General features: G+C 68.4%; 18 protein-coding genes. 10 read left to right on the forward strand and 8 right to left on the reverse strand.

Annotation, left to right across the window (positions count from 1 at the left end; translation table 11 throughout):
* Nucleotides 1–95: 95 nt before the first annotated feature.
* The 4 genes from ACFYO1_RS08680 to ACFYO1_RS08695 all read left to right on the forward strand — a co-directional run bounded on the left by ACFYO1_RS08680 (nucleotide 96) and on the right by ACFYO1_RS08695 (nucleotide 4,796).
* Nucleotides 96–1,817 (forward strand): peptidoglycan DD-metalloendopeptidase family protein, encoded by a 1,722-nt coding sequence (locus ACFYO1_RS08680; RefSeq protein ID WP_387228504.1) that lies wholly within the window; start codon nucleotides 96–98, stop codon nucleotides 1,815–1,817.
* Between the two features lie 98 nt (nucleotides 1,818–1,915).
* A complete protein-coding gene (locus tag ACFYO1_RS08685) occupies nucleotides 1,916–2,503 on the forward strand; it encodes a hypothetical protein (protein ID WP_387228506.1) in 588 nt (195 codons plus the stop codon).
* A 39-nt stretch (nucleotides 2,504–2,542) separates the two neighbouring features.
* Nucleotides 2,543–4,378 (forward strand): type IV secretory system conjugative DNA transfer family protein, encoded by a 1,836-nt coding sequence (locus ACFYO1_RS08690; RefSeq protein ID WP_387228509.1) that lies wholly within the window; start codon nucleotides 2,543–2,545, stop codon nucleotides 4,376–4,378.
* Nucleotides 4,379–4,409: 31 nt separating this feature from the next.
* A complete protein-coding gene (locus ACFYO1_RS08695; protein ID WP_223885542.1) occupies nucleotides 4,410–4,796 on the forward strand; it encodes a DUF4913 domain-containing protein in 387 nt (128 codons plus the stop codon).
* A 57-nt stretch (nucleotides 4,797–4,853) separates the two neighbouring features.
* On the opposite strand, the gene ACFYO1_RS08700 is transcribed toward ACFYO1_RS08695, so the two are convergent.
* Together ACFYO1_RS08700 and ACFYO1_RS08705 are read right to left on the reverse strand one after the other, a co-directional pair.
* Nucleotides 4,854–5,408: a hypothetical protein gene (locus ACFYO1_RS08700; RefSeq protein ID WP_378722955.1), complete on the reverse strand. Its 555-nt coding sequence runs from the start codon at nucleotides 5,406–5,408 to the stop codon at nucleotides 4,854–4,856.
* A 399-nt stretch (nucleotides 5,409–5,807) separates the two neighbouring features.
* A complete protein-coding gene (locus ACFYO1_RS08705) occupies nucleotides 5,808–6,686 on the reverse strand; it encodes a peptidylprolyl isomerase (protein ID WP_387228511.1) in 879 nt (292 codons plus the stop codon).
* A 196-nt stretch (nucleotides 6,687–6,882) separates the two neighbouring features.
* Here ACFYO1_RS08705 and hisS point away from each other — a divergent pair, with 196 nt between their 5' ends.
* The 3 genes from hisS to ACFYO1_RS08720 all read left to right on the forward strand — a co-directional run bounded on the left by hisS (nucleotide 6,883) and on the right by ACFYO1_RS08720 (nucleotide 10,555).
* Nucleotides 6,883–8,154 carry a histidine--tRNA ligase gene (gene hisS / locus ACFYO1_RS08710; protein ID WP_387228513.1) on the forward strand — a complete coding sequence of 424 codons (1,272 nt, stop codon included), beginning with the start codon at nucleotides 6,883–6,885 and terminating at the stop codon, nucleotides 8,152–8,154.
* A 345-nt stretch (nucleotides 8,155–8,499) separates the two neighbouring features.
* Nucleotides 8,500–9,144, forward strand: coding sequence for a hypothetical protein (locus ACFYO1_RS08715; RefSeq protein ID WP_387228515.1), 645 nt, complete (start codon nucleotides 8,500–8,502; stop codon nucleotides 9,142–9,144).
* A gap of 403 nt (nucleotides 9,145–9,547) precedes the next feature.
* Nucleotides 9,548–10,555, forward strand: coding sequence for a malate dehydrogenase (locus tag ACFYO1_RS08720; RefSeq protein WP_387228517.1), 1,008 nt, complete (start codon nucleotides 9,548–9,550; stop codon nucleotides 10,553–10,555).
* Between the two features lie 1,006 nt (nucleotides 10,556–11,561).
* On the opposite strand, the gene ACFYO1_RS08725 is transcribed toward ACFYO1_RS08720, so the two are convergent.
* The 3 genes from ACFYO1_RS08725 to ACFYO1_RS08735 form a co-directional block, all read right to left on the reverse strand.
* Entirely contained in the window at nucleotides 11,562–12,641 is a 1,080-nt protein-coding gene (locus ACFYO1_RS08725) for a 2-oxoacid:ferredoxin oxidoreductase subunit beta (RefSeq protein WP_387228519.1), read from the reverse strand.
* The gene (locus ACFYO1_RS08730) at nucleotides 12,638–14,590 is read right to left on the reverse strand and encodes a 2-oxoacid:acceptor oxidoreductase subunit alpha (protein ID WP_387228522.1); all 1,953 of its coding nucleotides are present in this window, start codon (nucleotides 14,588–14,590) and stop codon (nucleotides 12,638–12,640) included. Before ACFYO1_RS08730 ends, ACFYO1_RS08725 begins: the two co-directional genes overlap by 4 nt.
* A gap of 128 nt (nucleotides 14,591–14,718) precedes the next feature.
* Nucleotides 14,719–15,735, reverse strand: coding sequence for an Rv2578c family radical SAM protein (locus ACFYO1_RS08735; protein WP_387228524.1), 1,017 nt, complete (start codon nucleotides 15,733–15,735; stop codon nucleotides 14,719–14,721).
* A gap of 112 nt (nucleotides 15,736–15,847) precedes the next feature.
* On the opposite strand from ACFYO1_RS08735, the gene ACFYO1_RS08740 reads away from it, so the two are divergent.
* On the forward strand, nucleotides 15,848–16,273 hold the full coding sequence (locus ACFYO1_RS08740; RefSeq protein WP_387228525.1) for a PPOX class F420-dependent oxidoreductase: 426 nt from the start codon (nucleotides 15,848–15,850) through the stop codon (nucleotides 16,271–16,273).
* Nucleotides 16,274–16,299: 26 nt separating this feature from the next.
* On the opposite strand, the gene ACFYO1_RS08745 is transcribed toward ACFYO1_RS08740, so the two are convergent.
* The 3 genes from ACFYO1_RS08745 to ACFYO1_RS08755 form a co-directional block, all read right to left on the reverse strand.
* A complete protein-coding gene (locus ACFYO1_RS08745; RefSeq protein WP_387228528.1) occupies nucleotides 16,300–16,878 on the reverse strand; it encodes a PadR family transcriptional regulator in 579 nt (192 codons plus the stop codon).
* Nucleotides 16,879–16,887: 9 nt separating this feature from the next.
* Nucleotides 16,888–17,607 (reverse strand): VOC family protein, encoded by a 720-nt coding sequence (locus ACFYO1_RS08750; protein WP_387228529.1) that lies wholly within the window; start codon nucleotides 17,605–17,607, stop codon nucleotides 16,888–16,890.
* A gap of 113 nt (nucleotides 17,608–17,720) precedes the next feature.
* On the reverse strand, nucleotides 17,721–18,722 hold the full coding sequence (locus tag ACFYO1_RS08755) for an NAD-dependent epimerase/dehydratase family protein (protein WP_387228531.1): 1,002 nt from the start codon (nucleotides 18,720–18,722) through the stop codon (nucleotides 17,721–17,723).
* Between the two features lie 85 nt (nucleotides 18,723–18,807).
* Here ACFYO1_RS08755 and ACFYO1_RS08760 point away from each other — a divergent pair, with 85 nt between their 5' ends.
* Together ACFYO1_RS08760 and ACFYO1_RS08765 are read left to right on the forward strand one after the other, a co-directional pair.
* Nucleotides 18,808–19,284 carry a type VII secretion target gene (locus ACFYO1_RS08760; protein ID WP_378726957.1) on the forward strand — a complete coding sequence of 159 codons (477 nt, stop codon included), beginning with the start codon at nucleotides 18,808–18,810 and terminating at the stop codon, nucleotides 19,282–19,284.
* The gene (locus ACFYO1_RS08765) at nucleotides 19,281–20,933 is read left to right on the forward strand and encodes a hypothetical protein (protein ID WP_387228533.1); all 1,653 of its coding nucleotides are present in this window, start codon (nucleotides 19,281–19,283) and stop codon (nucleotides 20,931–20,933) included. Before ACFYO1_RS08760 ends, ACFYO1_RS08765 begins: the two co-directional genes overlap by 4 nt.
* Nucleotides 20,934–22,061: the final 1,128 nt, after the last annotated feature.

Consider the following 22,061-nt stretch of genomic DNA (forward strand, 5'->3'; position numbering starts at 1 on the left):
GTTCGATTGCCTCGGGCCGCCCGGGTGACGGGCGCCCCGGGCCGGTCTGACCGACTGAAGGACGCCTTCGGCCGGGTGGCGGGTGCGGGGCTGCGGTGACCGGGAAGGCGCTGCTGTGGGGAGCGCTCGGTGCGGTCCTCGCGTTGATGACCCTGGTGGTGGTTATCGTGCTGCCCTCGGTCGATGATCAGTGTGAGGGGGCGGGGCTGCTCGGCACACAATCGAATCTGCCGCCGCTGGGCGGCTACCCGCCGGGCGATCCGCGCGCGAATCCGTCCGGGACGTCGACCGCGCCGCCGACCGAGTTTCCGTTCGGCACCAAGGCGAGTCCGGCGGCGGGGGCGGCACCGGCTGGGCCGCAGGCGAATCCGACCAGCGCCGGCACGCCGTCATTGGCCGCGGGCGCCGGTCCGATCCGGCGTACGCTGCCGCTGGCCGTCGGAACCTTCACCGTGTCCGACGTTTTCGGCGCGCGCGGCGGCACCCACCTCGGCGTCGACCTCGCCGCCACCGACGGCACCACCATCTACTCGGTCTCCGACGGGCGCGTCGTAGCCGCCGGTCCCGCATCGGGTTTCGGCAACTGGGTGGTCGTCGACTCGGTGGACACCAACGGGCGCGCCTACTCCGCCGTCTACGGCCACATGTGGGACTCCGGGGTGCACGTGCGGGTCGGCGACTCCGTGACCGCGGGACAGCCGATCGCCCAGGTCGGCTCCGCGGGCGAATCCAGCGGCCCGCACCTGCATTTCGAGATCGTGCCCGGCGGCCGGTTCACCGGCGGGCGGCAGATCGACCCGGTGCCCTGGCTGGACGGCGCGCCGACCCCCGATGTCGGTGGCGCGCAAGCCTTTTCCAACGATCCGCGATGCAGCCGCGGGTTCGGCAGCGCGGGTGGCGCGCTGGCCGCGGGCAAGGTGCCGCCGGAACTCGAAATCTGGTATCGCCGTGCGGGTTCCCTCTGTCCGCAGATCACCCCCTCGCTGCTCGCCGCGCAGGGCAAGCAGGAATCCGGCTTCCGCCGCGGCGCCACCTCGCCCGCGGGCGCGCAGGGCCTGGCGCAGTTCCTGCCCAGCACCGCGGTCAGCGTGAACCCGGATGACGGGCAGCCCTACGTGATCGACGCCGACGGCAACGGCACCGCGAGCCTCTGGGACGACGGCGACGCGATCATCGGACAGGGGCGCTATATGTGCGCCATCGCGCACAAGATCGTGCAGTGGGAGGCCGAGGGCAAGGTGCGCGGCGACGTCACCGCGCTGACCCTGGCCGCGTACAACGCCGGCGAGGGCGCGGTGCTCGCCTCCGGCGGCATGCCGAATCAGGTTGCCGCGCATCTGTCCGAGACCCAGCCCTACGTGGCGAACATCCTCGCGATGGAGGCGCAGTACCGCGCGCCCGGCGCGCTCGGGCGGTTCGACCCGAAGGAGGGCGGCGGCGGAAACCAGATCGTCGAGGCCGCGCACGACTGGCTCGGGCAGCCGTACGTGTGGGGTGGCGGCGGACCGCAGGGGCCCAGCGGCGGCGGCATGGACGGCCCCGGCCTGACCTCCGCCGCGGTCTTCGCCGCCTCGTCCGGCTCGGTGACCTTGCCGCGCACCGCCGAACAGCAGTGGGAGGCAGGCGTCGAGGTGCCGATGGGCAAGATTCAGGAGGGAGACTTGGTGTTCAGCGCCTTCGGACCGCGCGGGCCCGCGCAGGTCGGCATCTACTCCGGCAACGGGCGGATGATCCAGGCGGTGCCCGGCACGCGGGGCGGCGGGGGCGTCGGCGAGGTGCAGGTGCCCGGCGACGCGCGCGCGAGGAGGGTTCTGTGAGTACCCGTTCCGAACACGCGACACAGAGACCCCCGATGTGTCGGTCCGTGCGGCTAGCCTGGAATAACGGCGGTGCGAACGGGCCCGGAGGCGGTAGCTTGCGTACCCGCGCGCGCCGCACCTCGAAGGCAGCACAGGTACGCGCGAAACTGGTGGTGATGCTGATGGTGAGCGTCGCGATGCTGGGCGCGGCCTGCGGTCGCGGAGACCACGCGGACGCGGGATCCGGTGGGGCGCACCCGGCCACGTCGACGACCCGGTTGCTGGAGGGGGTGCCCGCACCCGATCCGGTCACGCCCGACGGCGTCGCGGTGGCCGCGCTGAAGGAGATCTACACCTGGCAGCCGGCCACCGAAACCCAGGGTGCCTCGCTGGCGCGTGCTCGGAAATGGCTCGGCCCCAGCCTGATTCGCATGCTGGACGCTGCGCCGACCGGGCTGGAGACACCGAAGGCGACGTTGCAGTGGTCGGATTGGGCCACCGCCAAGGCGAACGTCCAGGCGTTCACCTTCGCCTCCGGTGAGCAGGCGCCCGGCGGCGGCGATCCGAACCTGCAGCAGTTCAAGATCGGGATCGAGCAGACCGTGGTCTACCCGAACGGCCGCAAGGAACCGTTGCCGCCGGCCACGGTGATCGCCACCGTGGTGCGCACGCCCGACGGCTGGCGGCTCGACGCGTTCCGCTGAACACCGAGACATTTCCCGTACCGAAAGTAGGAGGCAGACATGGCGAAGAAGCCGGTGAAGGATCCGGCCGCGGTCGGGCCGGACACGACCATGATCCTGCTGTACGCCGGAATCGCGGTCGTGGCGACGCTGTGGATCGCGCTGCACCTGGGCAACATGCTGGCGGTGACCCCGCAGTCGATCCCGATCAATCCGATCGCCATCGTCGCTGACCTGATCAAGGGCAAGCTGCATTGGCCGCGCGCGTCCACGGTGATCGTGCTGCTCGTGGTCCTGGCGCTGGTGGCCTGGGTGGTCGTGCGCAAGCGGCTGGCCAAGCGTAAGACGATCGGCAGGCTGCCGGTCGACGACAAGGCCGATGTCATGGGCCAGGGCGGTGCCATCGCGCATCTCACCGCGAAGGGCGTGCGGGAGAAGGCGCAGCAGCTCGGGGTGCGGCTCGGCAGCGAGGACGTGCCCGGCGTGCCGATCGGCATCGGCATCGCAGACGGCGAGATGCTGTACGGCTCCTACGAGGACCTGCACCTGGACATCTGGGGCCCGCGCCAGGGCAAGTCGACCTCGCGGGTGATCCCGGCCATCCTCACCGCGATCGGTCCGGTGCTGGCCACCTCGAACAAGCGCGACGTGGTCGACGCGACCCGGGATGTGCGCGAGGCCAAGGGAAGTCCCACCTTCGTCTTCGACCCGCAGGGCGTCGCGGGCGAGGAGGCGACCTGGTTCTGGGATCCGCTGGCCTGGGTCAACGCGCGGGTCGAGGGCTGTGAGATGCGGGCCGCCCGGCTGGCCGGGCACTTCGCCGACGGCGACGACGGTTCCGATGCCAAGACCGACGCGTTCTTCGATCCGGAAGCCGAGGATCTGCTCGCCGGGCTGTTCCTGGCCGCGGCCGTCGGCGACCGCAACGGCAGCCGGCCGATCGTGCAGGTGTGGGAATGGGTGACCAACCCCGGTGACACCGAGCCCATCGAGCTGCTGCGCGCGGCCCGCCACCACTACACCGCCTCCGGTCTGGCGTCCCAGTACAACGCCGACTTGCGTACCCGCAGTGGCATTTTCGGCACGGCCAAGAAGATGATCCGCTGCCTCAAGCTGTCCAACGTGCACCCGTGGATCACCCGCGGCGGGGATCGCCGGGAGTTCGACGAGCTGGAGTTCATCGAACGCAACGGCACCCTCTACAGCCTGTCGCTGGAGGGTCGCGGGTCGGCCGCACCGCTGGTCAGCGCGCTCACCGAGGCCGTGATCGACGTGGCCATGCGCAAGGCCTCGCAGTCGCTCGGCGGCCGGCTGCCCATTCCGCTGCTCGCCGTGCTGGACGAGGCCGCGAACGTGGTGCGCTGGAAGGATCTGCCCAAGCAGTACAGCCACTTCGGCTCGCGCGGCATCGTGGTGATGACCGTGCTGCAGTCCTGGGCGCAGGGCGTGCGCTGCTGGGGCGAACCCGGCATGAACGCGCTGTGGGCCGCCGCGAACATCAAGGTGCTCGGCAGCGGCGTGGACGACACGAACTTCCTGCGGGAGCGTTCCGAGGCGATCGGCGACTACGAGGTGGTGTCCGCCTCGGTGTCGGAATCCTCAGGCGGCAAGAGCTATTCGCGTTCGCTCGGCTCGTCGAAGACGTTCAGCGTGCAGGCGCTGGCCCAGTTGCCGCGCGGGCGGGTGATCGTCTTCCCGTCCGGCGCGCCGCCGGTGCTGGTTCGCACGGTTCCCTGGTGGGAGGGCGAGTACGCTGCCGAGGTGACGAAGTCCATCTCGCACCACGATCCGCAGAAGAAGACGGAGATCGGTGACCTGATGCCGGGCACGCCCTCGCTGAGCAAGGGCACCCCGCCGCCGGAGTACGGGAAGATCGAGGAGGTCCGGCCACTGTGAGTGGGCGCAGCGAGCTGAGCGAGGCGGGGGCATGACCGAACAGCAGCAGCAACCGATGATCTACGCGAGTGTGGTGGAGTTCGTCGAGAACTACCTGAGCCTGGTGTATCGGCGTCAGGTCACCGATCTCAGCGACACGGTGTGGTGCCCGGAATGGTGGCAGCACGCCGAGGCGATCGCCCGGCTGGACGCGATGTGGCGGGCCTGGGAGCACTTCCGGCTCGACGGGGCAACGGGATTGAGCGTGTGGTTCCTCGATCACGCGGATCCGCACATGGCCAAGCTGTTCGATCCCAAGGGGCCGTTCAAGTACTGCAGCGTGCGCAACGGGCACAAGGACATGCTCAGCCCGCTGCCGTTGAAGTCGCCGCAGCACGGGATGTTCGGCGACCCGACCATCGGCGACTTCCGGATGTAGCTCGCGCCCCCAAAAGTAAACGCCCGCTTGATAAGCGGGCGTTTCTTCGGGCTGCGACTAGCGGGTGCGTTCCAGGCCGCGAGACTCTTGTTCGCGTGCCCTGGTGACCGCGGGTGCCTCCTCGGGGCGGGTGCGAACCGCCTCGATCGGGGGCTGCGCCTGGCCTACTTCGATCAACATGCGTACCGCGGCGAGTTCGGGCGCGACACCCATCTTCGCCAGGTGCGCGGCGATCGCCATGCGACGTTCGGGGGAATCGTATTGCAGCACCGGCGGCTTGGCGTGTGCGGCGGCGGCGATACCCGCCATGCGGGTCGCCTCGGCCTGGGCGCTGAAGCGGTCTTTCTCCAGCGACACACCGCGTTCCGGGATCGGCTTCTCGATCATCCGGGCCAGCTCGGTGTTGCGCGGGTCCTTGGCCTTGGCGTCGCGGGCCTCGCGGATCTGCATCTCGCGGGCCTCTTTCATCCTGGCCTCGGTGACCTTGACGCGCGCCTCGGCTTCCTTTTGACCACGCTCGCGGGTCCGCAGTGCGACCAGGGTCGCAAGCTGCAACATTGTCCTCATCATGGCCGCTGTCTCGCGGCCGATGTCGTCCAGTTCCTCGGACATGGCTGCTCCCCGATGCTGCAGTGATCACTATGGATGTTGTGGTGCTTTGTCTGGATACCGCCAGGGGACTGTAGTCCGTCCGACGATGTCCCGGCTGCAAACGCGGACACCGGGAGAACTCGTGTCGCCGCATCCCCTTGCTCGGGGGTCGCCCGTCAGAGGGGTTGCCACGCTACGCGAACTCCGTGTTTCGAGGTTACCCGAGAAAGCACCGCCGCAACCGTACGGCTGTGCCGCTTATCAGCATATATCGCACAATTCCGACAGGCTCGGTAACTCGCCGGAGGATATCCGGTGTGAGCCAACCCTTACCGGACGATTAGGGTCCCCTTCGTCCGCGCGACACGTGTCGGGCCCCGCACCGGCGATCGATGCGGGGCCCGAACGGTTTTCGCGTTCTCAGTCGATCCGGACCGACTGGATGTCGACCGGCTGACTCGGCTTGCCGTCGCCGGGGCCGTTCGAGTTGTCCTGGCCGTTCTTCGCGATCTTGTCCAGGGTGCTCATGCTGTTGTCGTCGACCGTGCCGAAGATGGTGTAGTTCGGCGGCAGCTGCGAATCGCCGTAGACAATGAAGAACTGGCTGCCGTTGGTGCCCGGTCCCGCGTTCGCCATGGCCAGTGTGCCGCGCTTGTACGCGATCGGCTTCTGCGCCGCCATCGGATCGTTGGCGTCGAGCTGATCGGTCGGGTATTCGTTGTCGAACTCGTAGCCCGGTCCGCCCATGCCGCTCGCGGTCGGGTCACCGCACTGCAGCACCTTCAGGCCGTCGCTGGCGGTCATCCGGTGGCAGCTGGTGCCGTCGAAGAACTTCTGCGACGCCAGGCTGACGAAACTGTTCACCGTGCACGGCGACTCGGCGTTGTTCAGGGTCAAGCCGATCGGACCCTGATTGGTCTCCATGCTGACGCTGACCTTCGCGTCGTTGCCGGTGGTCGGGATGCCGTCCGCCTTGGCAGGCTTGGTCGCCGGCTTGTCGGCCGGCTTCTGGCCGTCCTTGTAGACGCAGTTGACCAGCGCGGGCTTGGCCACCGCCGCGGGCGGGGCCGCCGCCGACGGTGCACTGCTCGAGTTCGTCGCGTCCTTGGCGTCGGAGCCGCTGTCGTCGCCCTTGGTCAGGAAGTAGACCCCGGATATGGCCGCGACCAAAACGACAACACCGAGCACCGACCCGGCGATCGTGAGTTGCTTGCGCCTGCGTGCGCGCTCGGCCCGGTTGGCGAGCTGGCGCTCCAACTTGCGTTTCGCCGCTGCTCGCCGCTGTTCGTTGCTCGGCACTACCACGTTCCTCCCGTGTCCGGTTGTTACGGCATGAGAGTCTGCCATTTATTCCTGAGACTGCCCTGCACTTCCTGAGAGCGGTGCGCCTCACAGGTGGCCGGAATCGCGCATAACGGGCAGGAACGGGCCCGGCTGGGGAGCTCGGCGTAACCGGTTGGACTTGCGGGGGCGTAGTGGGGAAAACTGGACCACCGTGACCAAGACCAGCAGCTTCTCCGCCCCGAAGGGGGTTCCGGACTACGTCCCGCCCGGCTCGGCCGAATTCGTCGCGGTGCGTGATGGACTGATCCGCGCCGCCAGACTGGCCGGATACGGACATATCGAGCTGCCGGTCTTCGAGGACACCGGGCTGTTCGCGCGCGGCGTCGGCGAGTCGACCGACGTGGTGAGCAAGGAGATGTACACCTTCCCCGATCGCGGCGACCGCAGCGTCACGCTGCGCCCCGAGGGGACCGCCGGGGTGATGCGGGCCGTCATCGAGCACGGGCTCGATCGCGGGCAGCTGCCGGTGAAGTTGGTCTACAACGGGCCGTTCTTCCGTTACGAGCGGCCTCAGGCCGGTCGGTACCGGCAGCTGCAGCAGGTCGGCATCGAGGCGATCGGCGTGGACGACCCCGCGCTGGACGCCGAGGTGATCGCGATCGCCGACGCCGGGTTCCGCGGGCTCGGACTGGACGGTTTCCGGCTGGAGCTGACCTCGCTCGGCGACGACACCTGCCGGCCGCAGTATCGGGAACTGTTGCAGGAGTTCCTGTTCAAGCTGCCGCTCGACGAGGAGACCAAGCGGCGCGCGGAGATCAATCCGCTGCGGGTGCTCGACGACAAGCGGGCCGAGGTGCGCGAGCTGACCGCGAACGCGCCGCTGATGATCGATCACCTCTCCGAATCGGCCAAGACGCACTTCGAGCAGGTGCTCGGCTACCTGGACGCGCTCGGCGTGCCCTACGTGGTGAACCCGCGGATGGTGCGCGGGCTCGACTACTACACCAAGACCACGTTCGAGTTCGTGCACGACGGGCTCGGCGCGCAATCCGGCATCGGCGGCGGCGGGCGGTACGACGGGCTGATGGCACAGCTCGGCGGACAACCGTTGTCCGGCATCGGATTCGGGCTCGGCGTCGACCGGACGGTGCTGGCGTTGCAGGCCGAAGGGAAGACGGCGGGCGAGGCCGCGCGCTGCGAGGTGTTCGGGGTGCCGCTCGGCGACGCCGCCAAGCAGCGGCTGGTGGTGCTCGCCGCACAGTTGCGTGCGGCGGGGATCAGCGTCGACCTGGCCTACGGCGGACGCGGCGTGAAGGGCGCGATGAAGGCGGCCGACCGTTCCGGCGCGAAGTTCACCCTGGTGCTCGGAGATCGCGATCTCACCGAGGAGACAATCGGTGTGAAGGAAATGGCAACCGGGGAACAGCGCCAGATCCCGATCGGCGAAGCGGTAGGCGCGATCCGCGAAGCGCTCGGCGTTTGACGGGTTGGCCTCGACTGCCCACGGGTAGTCGAGGCCGATCGGTTCAGCCGCCGGCGTACACCGCAGCGGTGCACTGACTCTGGATCTCTCAGTAGCACGCCTACCGCGCGGCCGGCCGCTGGTCGTGTTGAACGGGACATGCTGGGGCGCTACTCGGGACGGTCGGTCGCTGGTCGTGTTCGACCGGACATGCCGGGGCGCTACTCGGTGGTCGGCCGAGGCCGGTTCGGTGCGGTGGTGATACGGAACGGCGGCAACGTTTCCGAAGGGGGCGCCGGAGCCGGGGTGTGGGGGTAACGTGACTGCGCGCACGGCGTGGCGCTGGTGTCGCGGAGAGGTGGGCCTGTGTCGAATTCTGGTGAGCAGCACATGGATCCGCCCGTCGGACTGGATCTGGTCGCGCCCGAGATGTACGCGCCGATGCTGCGCAGGCTGGCGCTGGCCGCGGCCGGGATCGGGATCGGCTCGGCGCTGCTCGCCGCGACCGTGGTCAGCTGGCCGATCGCGGTGGCCATCGGAGTGGTCGTCGGCGCGCCGACCGTCGGCTACGCGTTCGCCCTGCGGCGTCGGCGAATGTGGATGGCGGGCAGCGTGATCCACGCGCGCCGCCTGTTCGGTGAACGACAGGTGGAGGTGTCCGCGGCGACCGGCGTCGAGGTCCTGATCTTCCCCGCGCGGCTCAGCCGAATCGTCCTGCGGGTCACCGCGGGCGAGATCTCCCAGATCATCCCGCTCGCCATGTACACCGACGCGGGCAGCGGCCGCGAAATGCACCTCCTCGGCCTGCGCCGCCTGGCCGACGCCCTCGCCACCAGTCAGCTGGCCGCAGCGGTCGCGGTCTCCGCCCTCCTCGTCCACCAACTCCGCGCCGAAGCCCGCGACGCCGGCCTCCCCGACCGCCCCCTCTACCGCGCCGTCCAAATGGCCCGCACCAAAGACGCCGTCTCCCCGGTAGTCCTCACCGACCGGGAAGTAGCCGCCCTCACCTGACCGCCGTCGCCCTTGGCCCCCCGCCCGCGATCTCTGGCCGCGTACGTGATCGCTGACCGCGTACGTAATCCCTGACCGCGTACGTGATCGCTGACCGCGTACGTAATCGCTGGCCGCGCATGAATTCGCTGGCTGCTTACGAAATTGCTGGCAATTGCGTGCGGGCGAGGCGAGTGTGTGCGCGGCGGGGGCGTGCCGCTTTGCCTCAGCTTGCTATCGGGCTCCCGCCGCGGTGGGAGGTGGCGGCTTGCGGCCTCTGCCGAGGGTTCGCTCCGTGGGTGGATCGGGGGTGTGCGGCGGGGGTGTCCGGGGTGACTGTCTTGTTGCTCACCGTGTGGTTTCGGGGGCGGTGCGAGTCGTTAGGGTGAAGTTCGAGAGCCCGTCTACTGCTGAGGAGTTAGTCGTGAGCACCGCCCGGACCGCGCCCGTGACCGTTGCCGTGACCGGAGGGGCCGGGCAGATTGCCTACGGGCTGCTGTTCCGGATCGCGTCCGGGGCGATGCTCGGGGCGGATACGCCGGTGCGATTGCGGTTGCTGGAGATTCCGGCGGCGGTGGCCTCGCTGGAGGGCGTGGCGATGGAGTTGGAGGACGGGGCGTTCCCGCTGCTGGAGTCCATCGACATCAGTGCTGATCCGTGGGAAGGGTTTTCGGGCGCGAACGTCGCGGTGCTGGTCGGCGCGCGGCCGCGCACGGCGGGGATGGAACGGTCGGATCTGCTGGCCGCCAACGGCACCATCTTCACCGAGCAGGGCGCCGCGATCAACGCCAGCGCCGCCGATGACGTGAAGGTGCTGGTGGTCGGCAATCCGGCCAACACGAACGCGTTCATCGCGATGAGCAACGCGCCCGACGTCCCGGTCGAACGGTTCACCGCGATGACCCGCCTCGATCACAATCGCGCGATCGCGCAGCTGGCCAAGAAGACCGGCGCGCCCGCCGCCGACATCGCCCGAGTTGCCATCTGGGGCAACCACTCCGCGACCCAGTACCCGGACCTCGCGCACGCGACCATCGCCGGCCGGCCGGCCCTGGACCGCATCGATGACCCGGCCTGGCTCACCGACGACTTCATCCCCACCGTCCAACAGCGCGGCACCGCCATCATCCAGGCCCGCGGCGCCTCCTCCGCCGCCAGCGCGGCCAGCGCCGCCCTCGACCACATCCACGACTGGGTCCGCGGCACCGCCCCCGGCGACTGGGTCTCCATGGCCGTCCCCTCCGACGGCTCCTACGGCATCCCTGAGGGCCTGATCAGCTCCTTCCCCGTCACCTGCGCCAACGGCACCTACACCATCGTCCCGAACCTCCCCATCGACGACTTCGCCCGCACCCGCATCGACGCCACCATCACCGAACTGACCCAAGAACGCGACGCCGTCATCGATCTCGGCTTCGCCAAGCGCGCCTGACCCCGCCCCGAACGGGACCTGACCGCGGCACCGCCCGCACTTTCCCGCCGTCACGTCCCGCTCGGCACTCACGTCTTCGCCGAGCGGGACCCAGCGGCGGCCAAACACGGGTAGTGCCGCTGTAATGTCCCGTTCGAGGTCTACTTTTCCGCTGAGCGGGACATGGTCGTCGGCCCACTCGCACTTTGCCGCCGTCATGTCCCGTTCGGCGCTCACGTCTTCGTCGAGCGGGACCTGTCAGGTCCCGTTCGGTGTCTATTCTCCGCTGAGCGGACCTGGTGATGTGCCTACCCGAACGTTGCCGCCACTTGATCGCTGCTGTTGGCGGCCCGGTGCTCTGGTTCAGCTGAGCGCTTAGATTTCTCGATGGCGGGAGATGGTGGTGGCCCGTGCGTCAGTTGCCGCCGTCGTGTCCGCATCCGGTGTCCGCTTCTCCGCCGAGCGGAACAAGGTGGCGAGCCTACGCGTGCTTTGCTGCCACTTGCTCCGCCGGTGTATCGCTGGTGGCAGTGTGGTGCTCTCAGTTCTGCTGGGCGCGTTGGTTTCTCGGCGGTTGGGTCTAGAGCGTGGCCTGCTCGTCGTATGCTGCGGTCGTTGTCCCGCTCGGCGCTCACGTTTCACCGAGCGGCACCAAGCGGCGGTAAACATGGAGTGGCTGCCACCCCTGTCGCATTCGGCGTTCAGCATTTGCCGAAGGGGGCCTGCCCGCAGTGTCGATCGCCGTTCGTCACCCCCATGTCCCGTTCAATGCTCAGGTCTTCGTCGAGCGGGACCTGATCGCGGCGACACATGGGTAGTGCCGCTGTCAGGTCCCGCTCGAGGTCTACTTCTTCGTCGAGCGGGACATGGTGGTCGGCCTACCCGTACTTTGGCGCTGTCATGTCCCGATCGGCGATCACGATTGCACTGAGCGGGCCATGACGGCGGGACCGTCCTTTGTGGCACTGTTCGGCTTTGCGGGACAGGGTGGTTGGGTGGAAGTTGGTGTTGGGCGGGGGATTCAGGGCTAGTCGACGGTCCAGGTTTCCTGGCCGGTGAGTAGCGACTGGAGGGAGTCCTGGGTGACCGGTTTGCGTTCGCGGGCCGTTGTGGTCTGGGCGCGGACGCCGTCGTCGTAGGTCGGGCGGGTGACGCTGCGGAAGATGCCGGTGACCACGTGGTCGAGGGCTTGGTCGGAGAGGCGGGAGAGGGCGTAGGCGTATTCGGGGTTGTCGGTGTGGGCGTCGTGGGTGACTATGGCGGACTCGGGGACGGTGTCGGCGCCGACCACCTCGAGGCCGAAACCGCTTTGGACGACGGCGAATTCGTTGTCGGCGCCGAAGCGGATGGGCTGGCCGTGGTGCAGCGGGACGAGGTGGGCGGCGGCGTTGTCGCGGCGCAGGGCGTCGAACGAGCCGTCGTTGAAGATCGGGCAGTCCTGCAGGATCTCGACGAACGAGGTGCCGCGGTGTTCGGCGGCGGCGCGCAGCACCTCGGTCAGGCCGGGCCGGTCGGAGTCCAATGCTCGTGCGGCGAAGGTGGCTTCGGCGCCCAGCGCGATGGACAGCGTGTTGAACGGGTGGTCCACCGAACCCATCGGGGTCGACTTGGTGACCTTGCCTTCCTCCGAGGTCGGCGAGTACTGCCCCTTGGTGAGCCCGTAGATCCGGTTGTTGAACAGCAGGATCGTCATGTTCACGTTGCGCCGCAGCGCGTGGATCAGGTGGTTGCCGCCGATGGACAGCGCGTCACCGTCGCCGGTCACCACCCAGACGGACAGGTCGGGGCGGGTCACCGCGAGCCCGGTGGCGATGGCGGGCGCGCGACCGTGGATGGAGTGGATGCCGTACGCCTCGAGGTAGTACGGGAACCGGCTCGAGCAGCCGATCCCGGAGACGAACATCAGGTTCTCCCTGCGCAATCCGAGTTCGGCGAGGAAGCCGCGCACGGTCGCCAGGATCACGTAGTCACCGCAGCCGGGACACCAGCGCACCTCCTGATCGGAGGTGAAGTCCTTCACCTTCTGCGGCCCGTCCGCGGCCGGTACTCCGGAAAGCCCGGTCAGGCCGAGATCGGCGCCGACGAGCGAGGTTTCCACGATGGTCATTCGGTACCCCCAGTGGTGACATAGGTGGCCCGCGCCCGGGCGGCGAAGGCCTTGTCCTGTTCCATCTCCTCGATCGAGCCGTCCAGCGCGGCGTCGATCACCCCGACGAGTTCCTGCGCGGAGAACGCGGTGCCCGCGATCTTGGTCCACGGCCGCACATCGACCAGATACTTGCCGCGCAACAGCAGTGCGAGCTGGCCGCCGTTCATCTCCGGCGCGACCACCGTGCGGTAGCGGCGCAACACCGCACCGAGGTTGGCGGGCAACGGATTCAGGTGCCGCAGGTGGGCCTGCGCGACCGGCACTCCGCGGCGGCGCGCACGCCGGCACGCCTCACCGATCGGCCCGTACGAGCTGCCCCAGCCGATGATCAGCAGCTCGGCGCGTCCGTCCGGATCGTCGACCTCGAGGTCGGGCACGCTGATCCCGTCGATCTTGGCCTGCCGCAACCGGACCATCAGTTCGTGATTGGCCGGGTCGTAGGAGATGTTGCCGCTGCCGTCGGCCTTTTCCAGCCCGCCGATCCGGTGCGCGCGCCCCGCGGTACCCGGCACGGCCAGCGGCCTGGCCAGGGTTTCCGGGTCGCGGGCATAGGGCTGGAACGGATCGGTGTCCGCGCCGCCGGGTTCGAACGCGGGCTCGATCGGCGCGAGGTCGGCGACCTGCGGAATCGACCACGGCTCCGAACCATTCGCGATCGAACCGTCGGACAGCAGCAGCACCGGCGTGCGATAGGTGAGCGTGATCCGGGCCGCCTCGACCGCGGTGGCGAAGCAGTCGGCGGGGGAGCGCGGCGCGAGCACGGCGACCGGCGACTCGCCGTTGCGCCCGTACAGCGCCTGCAACAGGTCGGCCTGCTCGGTCTTGGTCGGCAGTCCGGTGGACGGTCCGCCGCGCTGCACGTCGATCACCAGCAGCGGCAGTTCGGTCATCACCGCCAGGCCGATGGTCTCGCTTTTCAGCGCGAGACCGGGCCCGGAGGTGCTGGTGACGCCGAGCGCACCGCCGAGCGAAGCGCCCAGCGCCGCACCGATTCCGGCGATCTCGTCCTCGGCCTGGAAGGTGGTGACGCCGAAGTTCTTGTGCTTGCTCAGCTCGTGCAGGATGTCCGAGGCCGGGGTGATCGGATAGGTACCGAGGAACACCGGCAGGCCGGCGAGCTGACCCGCCGCGACCAGTCCGTAGGCGAGCGCGGTGTTCCCGGTGATCTGCCGGTAGGTGCCCGGCGGAAGCTTCGCGGGCGCGATTTCGTAAGTGGTGGCGAAACTTTCGGTGGTCTCGCCGTAGTTCCAGCCCGCCCGGAACGCGAGCACGTTGGCCTCGGCGATGTCCGGCTTGGCCGCGAACTTCTCCCGCATGAACTTCTCGGTGCCGCCGATCGGCCGCCCGTACATCCAGGACAGCAGGCCGAGCGCGAACATGTTCTTCGCCCGCTGGCCGTCCTTCTTGCCGACGCCGGTGGATTCGGTCGCGCCCATGGTGAGCGAGGTCATCTGAACCCGGTGCAGCACGAAATCCGACAGCGTGCCGTCGTCGAGCGGGTCGGCCGCGTAACCGACCTTGCTCAGATTGCGCTTGGTGAACTCGTCGGTGTTCACGATGATCGTGGCGCCGCGCGGCAGATCCTCCAGATTCGCCTTGAGCGCGGCCGGATTCATCGCGACCAGCACGTCCGGCTGATCGCCCGCGGTCAGGATGTCGTAGTCGGCGATCTGGATCTGGAACGACGAAACACCGGGCAGTGTGCCCTGTGGCGCCCGGATCTCGGCGGGGAAGTTCGGCTGGGTGGCGAGGTCGTTGCCGAACGCGGCCGCTTCGTGGGTGAAGCGATCACCGGTCAGCTGCATGCCGTCACCGGAGTCTCCGGCGAACCGAATGACTACCTTTTCCAATTTCGCTGCGTCGGTACCGTTTTGGGCGGAACCGGCATCGTTGTGGTGCGAAACCATCTGCCTGCTTCACTTCCTCGTCGGTGAGAGGGGTGCCATTCGCCAACCTACTCCGCACCGCGGGGTGCGTCCGCCCGATATGCGAGGTTTACCGGTACTGCATGCAGTTTCAACCGAGGCTCTAGGCGTCAGCCGAACAATGCCAGCTGAGGGTCGGTCGCGTGGGGACTTTCCGGTGGTGATTCCGGTTCGGCCGGTATTTCCCGCTTCAGGGCGTGTCGCTCGAGCAGCGGATCGAGGCGGCCGCGTAGCCACGCCGAGTACTCCGGCGTCACATAGGCGCCACGGCCGTAGAGCTGCCGATAACGCCGGACCAGCGCCGGATGCTGCTCGGCGAGCCAGCCGAGGAACCAGCCGCGGGTGCTGCCGCGCAGGTGCATCGGGAAGGCGACGGCCGAGCGCGCGCCGGCGTCGGCGATCGCGCCGAACAGTTCGTCCAGGTGGTCCTTGCTGTCGGTGAGGTAGGGAATCACCGGCGCCACCATGACATTCACGTCGAAACCGGCGTCGGTGAGCGCGCGCACCATGTCCAGCCGGGCCTTCGGGGACGGGGTGCCGGTTTCGAGGCTGCGATGCAGATCCACATCGAAGATCGCGATCGACACCGCGACGCTCACCCGCACTTCGCGCGCGGCCAGAGTGAGTAGCGGCAGGTCCCGGCGCAGCAGGGTGCCCTTGGTCAGGATGGAGAACGGGGTGCCCGAATCGGCCAGCGCGCGAATGATTCCCGGCATCAACCGGTATCGCCCCTCGGCTCGCTGATAGGGGTCGGTATTGGTGCCGAGCGCGACCGGTTCCCGATGCCAGGAGCGCCGGTGCAGTTCCTTGCGCAGCACGGCGGCGATGTTCGTCTTCACCACGATCTGCGAATCGAAGTCCTTGCCCGCGTCCAGATCCAGGTACTCGTGGGTCGGGCGGGCAAAGCAGTAGCGGCAGGCGTGGGAGCAGCCGCGCATCGGATTGATCGTCCAGCCGAACGGCAGGGCGGAGCTCTCCGGGATCCGGTTCAGCGCGCTCTTGCAGAGCACCTCGTGGAAGGTGATGCCCTCGAACTCCGGGGTTTGCACGGTGCGCGTCAGACCCGCCCGGGTGAGCCCGGGCAGCGCGCCGTCGTCGGCGTCGAGGGTCTGGCTTTGCCACCGCACCGATTCAGTCGAACATATGTTCGGCAGATGTGCAATCTGCTGCGCCGGAATCCCGGGGGATGATGCGGCAGTCTGAGCGATGAGGATATGGACCTGAGCGTTTCGGCCATTAATGCCGGAACCCTGTGCGGGTAGGTTTCAGGTGGTGGGCGAACTTCCTGAGCACGTGCGAAATATGTTGGATGGCAAGAACTTTGCGGTGGTCGCCACGGTGAACGAGGACGGGTCGCCGCACACGTCGGTGATCTGGGTCGATCGGGACGACGACGCGTTGGTGTTCTCGACGACCGCGCAGCGGCGGAAAGGACGCAATCTCGCGCGCGATCCGCGGGTCAGCGTGACCGTGCTGGACTCCGGGGATCCCTATCGGGCGATCGACCTCGCGGGGACCGCCGAGTTGGTGGCGGATCCGGACAAAGTACTTCCGGTGCGATTGTCCCGGAAGTACGTGGGGGAGCTGCCGCCGCCGGAGTCCGCGGCGGTGCAACGGTGGATCGTGCGCGTGGTCCCGGCGCGGATCACCGCTTTCGGTGCCTGACAGACCATTCGGGTCGTGGCCGCTCGCTAACGATCACGTCCGGGTTTGTCGTCGGCCATCTCGAACGCGCCTGCTTCCAGGCGGCGCAGCAGGCGCTGCGTCCATTCGGCGCGGCTGTCCGCGGTATGCAGCCATAGGCCGAGGACTTCGCCGACCGGTCCCCAGGTGTCCAGATCGGTGCCGGGTGGGAGGTCGGCGGTGACGGCGGCTCGCCATACCTCCATGGCGTCGGCGCGTTGCCGGAGCAGGGCGATGGCCTCGGCGCGGGGGAGATCATCGATGAGGCCGACGGCGGCGGCGAGCACGTCCATTCGCGGGTCGCGCTGCGAGAGGGCGGTGCGGAGCAGGCCGAAGTAGGCCTCGTCGCCGGCGTCGGTGGTCTCGTATTCGATGCGTGGCGGTCCGCCGGTGGTGCTCGGGGTGGTTTCGTGGGCGAGCAGAAGTCCGTCGGCGGTCATCGCTTTGAGCGCGTGATAGACGGAGCCGGACTTCACGCCCGCCCATTCGTGCGCGCCCCAGGACTCCAGGTCGGCGCGCACCTGATAGCCGTGCGCGCGGTCGCGGCGCCGGACGGCGCCGAGGACGAGGAGGCGAACCGCGGACATGGGGTCCTTTCAGTCGGTGGTGATGCGGTGGAGTTCTTCGGCATTGGACAGGGCGTCGGCGAGGGCGTCGCGGTCGGTCTCGGTCAGTGGGATCGCTCGGATGCGGTCGAGTAGTTGGTGGGCGAGTTCGGGGTCGTTCATGCGTATTGCCAGTTCGGCGCGGTAGGTGAGGGCGTCGACGAGGTCGATCGCGGTCGCGCTGTGCGACTCCCGCGCCAGGGCGCCGTCGAGAATCTTGGCACCCTGGGCATTGTCGCCCTTCGAATCTCCCAGCACGACCGCGTTGTCGAGGGACTTGCGGAGCCTGCCGCGGTCGGATGCCTCCTCGGCCGGCACCGGAGTCTGCGGGAAGAATCGGATCCAGTTGCCGCCGGGATCTACCACCACGAAGCCGGCCAGGTTGTCCGCGTTCTTCCGTTTGCGCGGCCGGGTGATCCGGGGCGTGCCGGTGACCAGTAGCTTGCCGTGCACCGCGCGCATGCCCTCGGCGAACGCGGCGAACAGCGCGCCGGTATCCGGAACGGCGACCAGGCACGTTCCGTAGGAATCGGCCGGGTCGAACCCGGGGATTCCGTGGAAATGCAGATTGATGTCCTCGCGTCGCAGCGCCACGTAGGGGTTCGGGCGCGTCTGGTAGTAGGTCTGTTCGAATCCCAGCATGCGGTAGAACTCGGCGATCTCATCGATCGAATTGCACGGCAATATCGGCGTCGTCACTTCGCCTGCCATCGGGTCCAGCCTCTCACTCGCAGCTAGCCAAATTTGGCTAGCTGGTGGGAAAGTAGCACCCGGCGGACGGCTAGGCAAAGTTGACTAGTCGCGTCGGGTGCTGACGGGAAGGGTCAGGCGATCTGCCGGGCGTCCGGGGTGGCGGGGGTCGGGTCGGCGAAGAAGGCGACCAGGTCGCGGACGGTTTCGTCGGTGGATCGCGGCTGGTAGCCGAGTTCGCGTCCGGCCTTGCCGTGATCCACGACCGGAGCCGAGATCAGCGCGCCCAGCGCGGCTTTGGAGACGATGTCGGACTTGAGCAGCTTGCCGATCGGCGCGAGGACCGGGATGACGCCGGCCACGAGCTTGGGCGAGATGGAGAATCGCGGGCCGCGCTTGCCGCCGTGATTGGCAGCGAGTCGGCAGAGATCGAGCATCGAGATCATCTCGCCGCCGAGCAGATAGTTCTCGCCGGTGCGGCCGCGCTCGGCGGCCAGGATCAGGCCCTGGGCGACGTCGCGCACGTCGACGAGGTCGAAGCCGCCGCCGATCATCGCCGGGATGCGGCCCTGCGCGGCGTCTTTCAGCGTGCGATTGATCCGGGACAGCGGCCTGCTGTAGTCGAGGGGGCCGAACACGCCGGTGGGGTTGCACAGCACCGCGTCCAGGCCCTGGTCGATCACCTTGCGCAACTCGATCTCGCCCGCCCATTTGGAGCGGTCGTAGACGGGGAGCGCGGAATCGGTCGAGCGCGGGGCGTTCTCATCGATGTTCCCGCCGCAGGTGTACTGGTTGAACGCGTGGATCGAGCTGGCGTGCACCATGCGCCGGGCGCCCACCTCTAGCGCGGCCTCGGCGACCACCCGGACGCCTTCGGTGTTCACCTTCCAGGCCAGATCGTGCTTTTCGGCGAGGGTGATCAGCGCGACCAGGTGATACACGACCTCGGCGCCGTCGAGCGCGGCGCGCATCGATGCGGGATCGAGCACGTTTCCGCTCACCCAGGTGACGTTCGGCTCGGCGACCGTCTGTGGCACCGCCCGATCTATGGCGGTGACCTCGTGGCCGCGCGCGACGAGCAGGCGGAGCAGATTCGTGCCAAGGTAGCCGGCTGCGCCGGTCACTGCGACCTTCATGGCATCGAGAATATAGAACTTGTTCTAATTTGCAACACGTTCCAGTTCCTTTCCATTCCCCCTGCCAACCTCGGCTATTCCCTCTGTGAACGTCGCGCTGGGCTCGAAAGTTGCCGGTGCCGTCCGCTATATTGAGCCCATCCGTAGCGGTCATGCCGTTCGGCAATGGGCAGACGGTGACGACGAAGAAGTTCACGACACTGATGTGCACGACGATTTGGGGGGCAACTCGATGAGTGATCTCTCGGTAGAGACCGACGCGGTCCGGGCGTTCGCCGCCACGAACGCGGGCATCGCCGGTGATCTTGCGGGGGCGGGTAATTTCGACGCGGTCAAGAACGTCTCGGCCCTGGTGCCGGTGTTCGGCTTGATCGGGGCCGATTACCTGGCGATGTTCGCCGCGGCACAGGTGCTGCAGGCCAAGGACATCAACGATCTTTCGGCCAAGTACAACAAGCTTTCCGAGTCGGCGTTCAGCGCCGCCGCGGCCTACGACGCGGCCGACTGGTCCGGCGCGGGCGCGCTCAATGCCATCGGCAACCAGATCGGCGGCGCCGTATGAAGCCACTCGATACCGGGGTGATCGCGCCCGAAGAACTCGCGATGGCGCACTCCGCCGATCAGAACGTGGCGATCGGGCAGCAGGCCGTGCTCGACGCCACGCAGCACGCGGCCGTGCTCGACGTGCCGCTCGGGCAGGTGCCCGACGACCTGCCGCCGATCGAGCCGCCGGAGTTCGTGCTGTCCAAGCGGCTCAGCGAGGATCAGCACAACACAATGGGCGCGCCGGGCGGCCTGCCCGGCCTGAACGGCAACCCGTCGCCGGACGCGCAGAGCATCTCCGGTGTCCCGTCCGATGTTTCGGCACTGCTGGGGGATACGCACTCCGCGCTGCAACATGTCGCGGCGCCGGTGAACCAGGCGCTCGACCAGGCGGCCGGTGTGCTCAACGGCACCGTCGGCTCGGCGCCGAGCTCGGTCGCCGCCGCGGTGAGCCAGGCCCAGGCGGCCATTCCGACCTCGTTGCCCGCGCTGCCCGCCGATCCGGTCGCGGCGCTCATGCAGGGCGTTTCGGTGCCCGCGCTGCCCGGCGTCGACCTGCTGATGAAGCCGATCCTCGATCTGCTCAGCAGCTTCGGCACCGGCGTGATCGGCGCGCTCGACCCGACCGCCATCCTGAGCCAGTCCTCCAAGATCATCGACATGGCCATGCAGGTGGGCAAGGGCAGCATGACCACCGTCGAGCAGCTGTGGCAGAGCCAGGCCGCGCGCAACGCGCAGGCCACCAGCCAGCAGAACAATGTCGAGGGCCAGGAAACCAGCAAGCGCGGCATCGACATCTCCGACCTCACCCAGAAGGCCGCTGCCGTGGTGCAGCAGGGCAACGCGCAATTGCTCACCGTCGCATCGTCGTTCGCCACCCAGGCCACCGCGATGGCGCCGGTGATCCTGACCCCGCCCGCCCAGGCCACGCTGATGGCCTCGGCGACCGAGCATCTCGGCCAGGCCGTCGGCATCGTCAACGCCACCCGCGGTGATCTGGCGGGCAAGACCGGCGAGCTGAGCGGCATGGTGCAGCAGTTGGTCGCCCCCGGGGGCGGACCCGCACCGCAGGAGGTCGCGCAGGCGCTGGCGCAGAACGTCGGCCAGCCGATTCTGGAGCAGGCCCAGTCGACCGCGCAGGACACCGCGACCCAGGCCGCGGGCCTCAACTCGTCGACCAGCGCCGCGCCGAACTCGACCACCACGGCGTCGGCGCACAACACCGGCAGTCCGAGCACGACCAACCACGGCAGTCCCGTCGGCGTGCCCGGCAGCCCGAGCCGGACCGGCAGCGGCACCCCGAGCCGCACCGGCGCCGGCACCCCGGGCATCCCCTCGGTGCCCAAGACCACCGCCCTGCCCGGCACCAGCATGCCGGTCCGCCCGATCAGCGGCGTCCCCGGCACCACCGGCCTCGGCCCCGGCACCGCCGGTACACCAAGCACCACCGCAGCCGGCGCGGGCAACAGCTTCATGGGCGGCGGCGCAGGTGCCGCGGCCGGCCAGGGCCGCAACGAAGACGAGCACTCCCGCACCGTGCAGCCCTACCAAAGCGCCACCGGCAACGACGACCTCACCGGCCCCCTGGGCGAATCCACCCCCGACGTCATCGGCGCAACCCACTCCGACGAAATCCTCACCTCCGACTACGAACAGGACCAGTTCTAGAGTTCCGCCAGCCGGCCCGGCCCGAGCAACGAACTGCGCTCGGCCGGGCCTTCTGCTGTCCGCAGCCGCACGCTTTTTGATATCCGCACGCGTGTCAGTGCGGTGTGCCGGGGTGCGAGGCGTCAGAAGCCGTGCGGCTCGCGTGCGTTCGGTGCGTCAACAGGGGTGCGGCCGGCAGGCGGTCAGCGCGGACGCGAACTACTGTGCTGCGACGCGAGCGCGTCTTGTTCTACGAAGTTCGCTCGGGCCTAGCCTCCTATTGCCCGCAGCCGCACGCCTTTTGACATACGCACGCGTGTTAGGGCGGTGTGTCGGGGTGCGAGGTATCAGAGGGCGTGCGGCTGCTGGGGGCGAGGTGCGCAGCGCGGCTCTACACATCCAGCGTGGCAGTGTCGCGCGTGAACTGGTGTGCTGCGCACCCAGATCTGGCCCGTGCATCGGTTGCTCGCAGTAGCCGAGCCATCTGTTGTTCGTAGCCGCACGCCCTTTGGCACCTGCACGCGTGTTTGCGCGGTGTGTCGAGGTGCGAGGCGTCAGAGCGTGTGCGGTTGGCGGCGCAGTAGCCGCGGCATCATGGGCGGTGTCGCGCCTGGTCTGCCGTGCTGTACATGGATCGTTGGGTTTCGCGTGAAGTCTCAGCGCTCAAGCTCGCTGGGTAATCAGCTGCCGTCGGCGAGATGCCAACGATGGGCGCGATCAAGGCTGCGCGGCATGCCGGTCGCGGCCGTGCGGGTTCGGTTCGCGCGATGCGGGCTTCCATGAGTAGCGGTGTGCTGCCTACAGCCGCACGCCTTTTGACATACGCACGCGTGTTAGTGCGGTGTGTCGGGGTGCGAGGCATCAGAAGCCGTGCGGCTGGCGGCGCAGCTGTCGCGTCATCATGGGGGTGCCACGCTTGGCCTGTTGCGCATGAATCGTTGGATTTCGCGCAAAGTCTCAGCGATTCAAGCTGGGTGAACGGCTGTTGGTGGCGGGATGTCGGCGCTGGCCAAGAGTCAGGACTGCGCGGTATGCCGGTCGCGGTCGTGCGGGTTCGGTTCGCGCGATGCGGGCTTCCATGAGTAGCGGTGTGCTACTTACAGGCGCACGCGTTTTGGCATCCGCACGTGTGTTAGTGCGGTGTGTCGG

This window comes from Nocardia sp. NPDC006044 (genome assembly GCF_042871115.1).
Lineage (GTDB): Bacteria > Actinomycetota > Actinomycetes > Mycobacteriales > Mycobacteriaceae > Nocardia.

Coding starts and splice junctions, on each gene's coding strand:
- ACFYO1_RS08690 (WP_387228509.1), top strand. CDS start 2,543: ATGGCGAAGAAGCCGGTGAAGGATCCGGCCGCGGTCGGGCCGGACACG.
- ACFYO1_RS08695 (WP_223885542.1), top strand. CDS start 4,410: ATGACCGAACAGCAGCAGCAACCGATGATCTACGCGAGTGTGGTGGAG.
- ACFYO1_RS08700 (WP_378722955.1), bottom strand. CDS start 5,408: ATGTCCGAGGAACTGGACGACATCGGCCGCGAGACAGCGGCCATGATG.
- ACFYO1_RS08725 (WP_387228519.1), bottom strand. CDS start 12,641: ATGACCATCGTGGAAACCTCGCTCGTCGGCGCCGATCTCGGCCTGACC.
- ACFYO1_RS08730 (WP_387228522.1), bottom strand. CDS start 14,590: ATGGTTTCGCACCACAACGATGCCGGTTCCGCCCAAAACGGTACCGAC.
- ACFYO1_RS08740 (WP_387228525.1), top strand. CDS start 15,848: ATGCCGGAACCCTGTGCGGGTAGGTTTCAGGTGGTGGGCGAACTTCCT.
- ACFYO1_RS08745 (WP_387228528.1), bottom strand. CDS start 16,878: ATGTCCGCGGTTCGCCTCCTCGTCCTCGGCGCCGTCCGGCGCCGCGAC.
- ACFYO1_RS08750 (WP_387228529.1), bottom strand. CDS start 17,607: ATGGCAGGCGAAGTGACGACGCCGATATTGCCGTGCAATTCGATCGAT.
- ACFYO1_RS08755 (WP_387228531.1), bottom strand. CDS start 18,722: ATGAAGGTCGCAGTGACCGGCGCAGCCGGCTACCTTGGCACGAATCTG.
- ACFYO1_RS08765 (WP_387228533.1), top strand. CDS start 19,281: ATGAAGCCACTCGATACCGGGGTGATCGCGCCCGAAGAACTCGCGATG.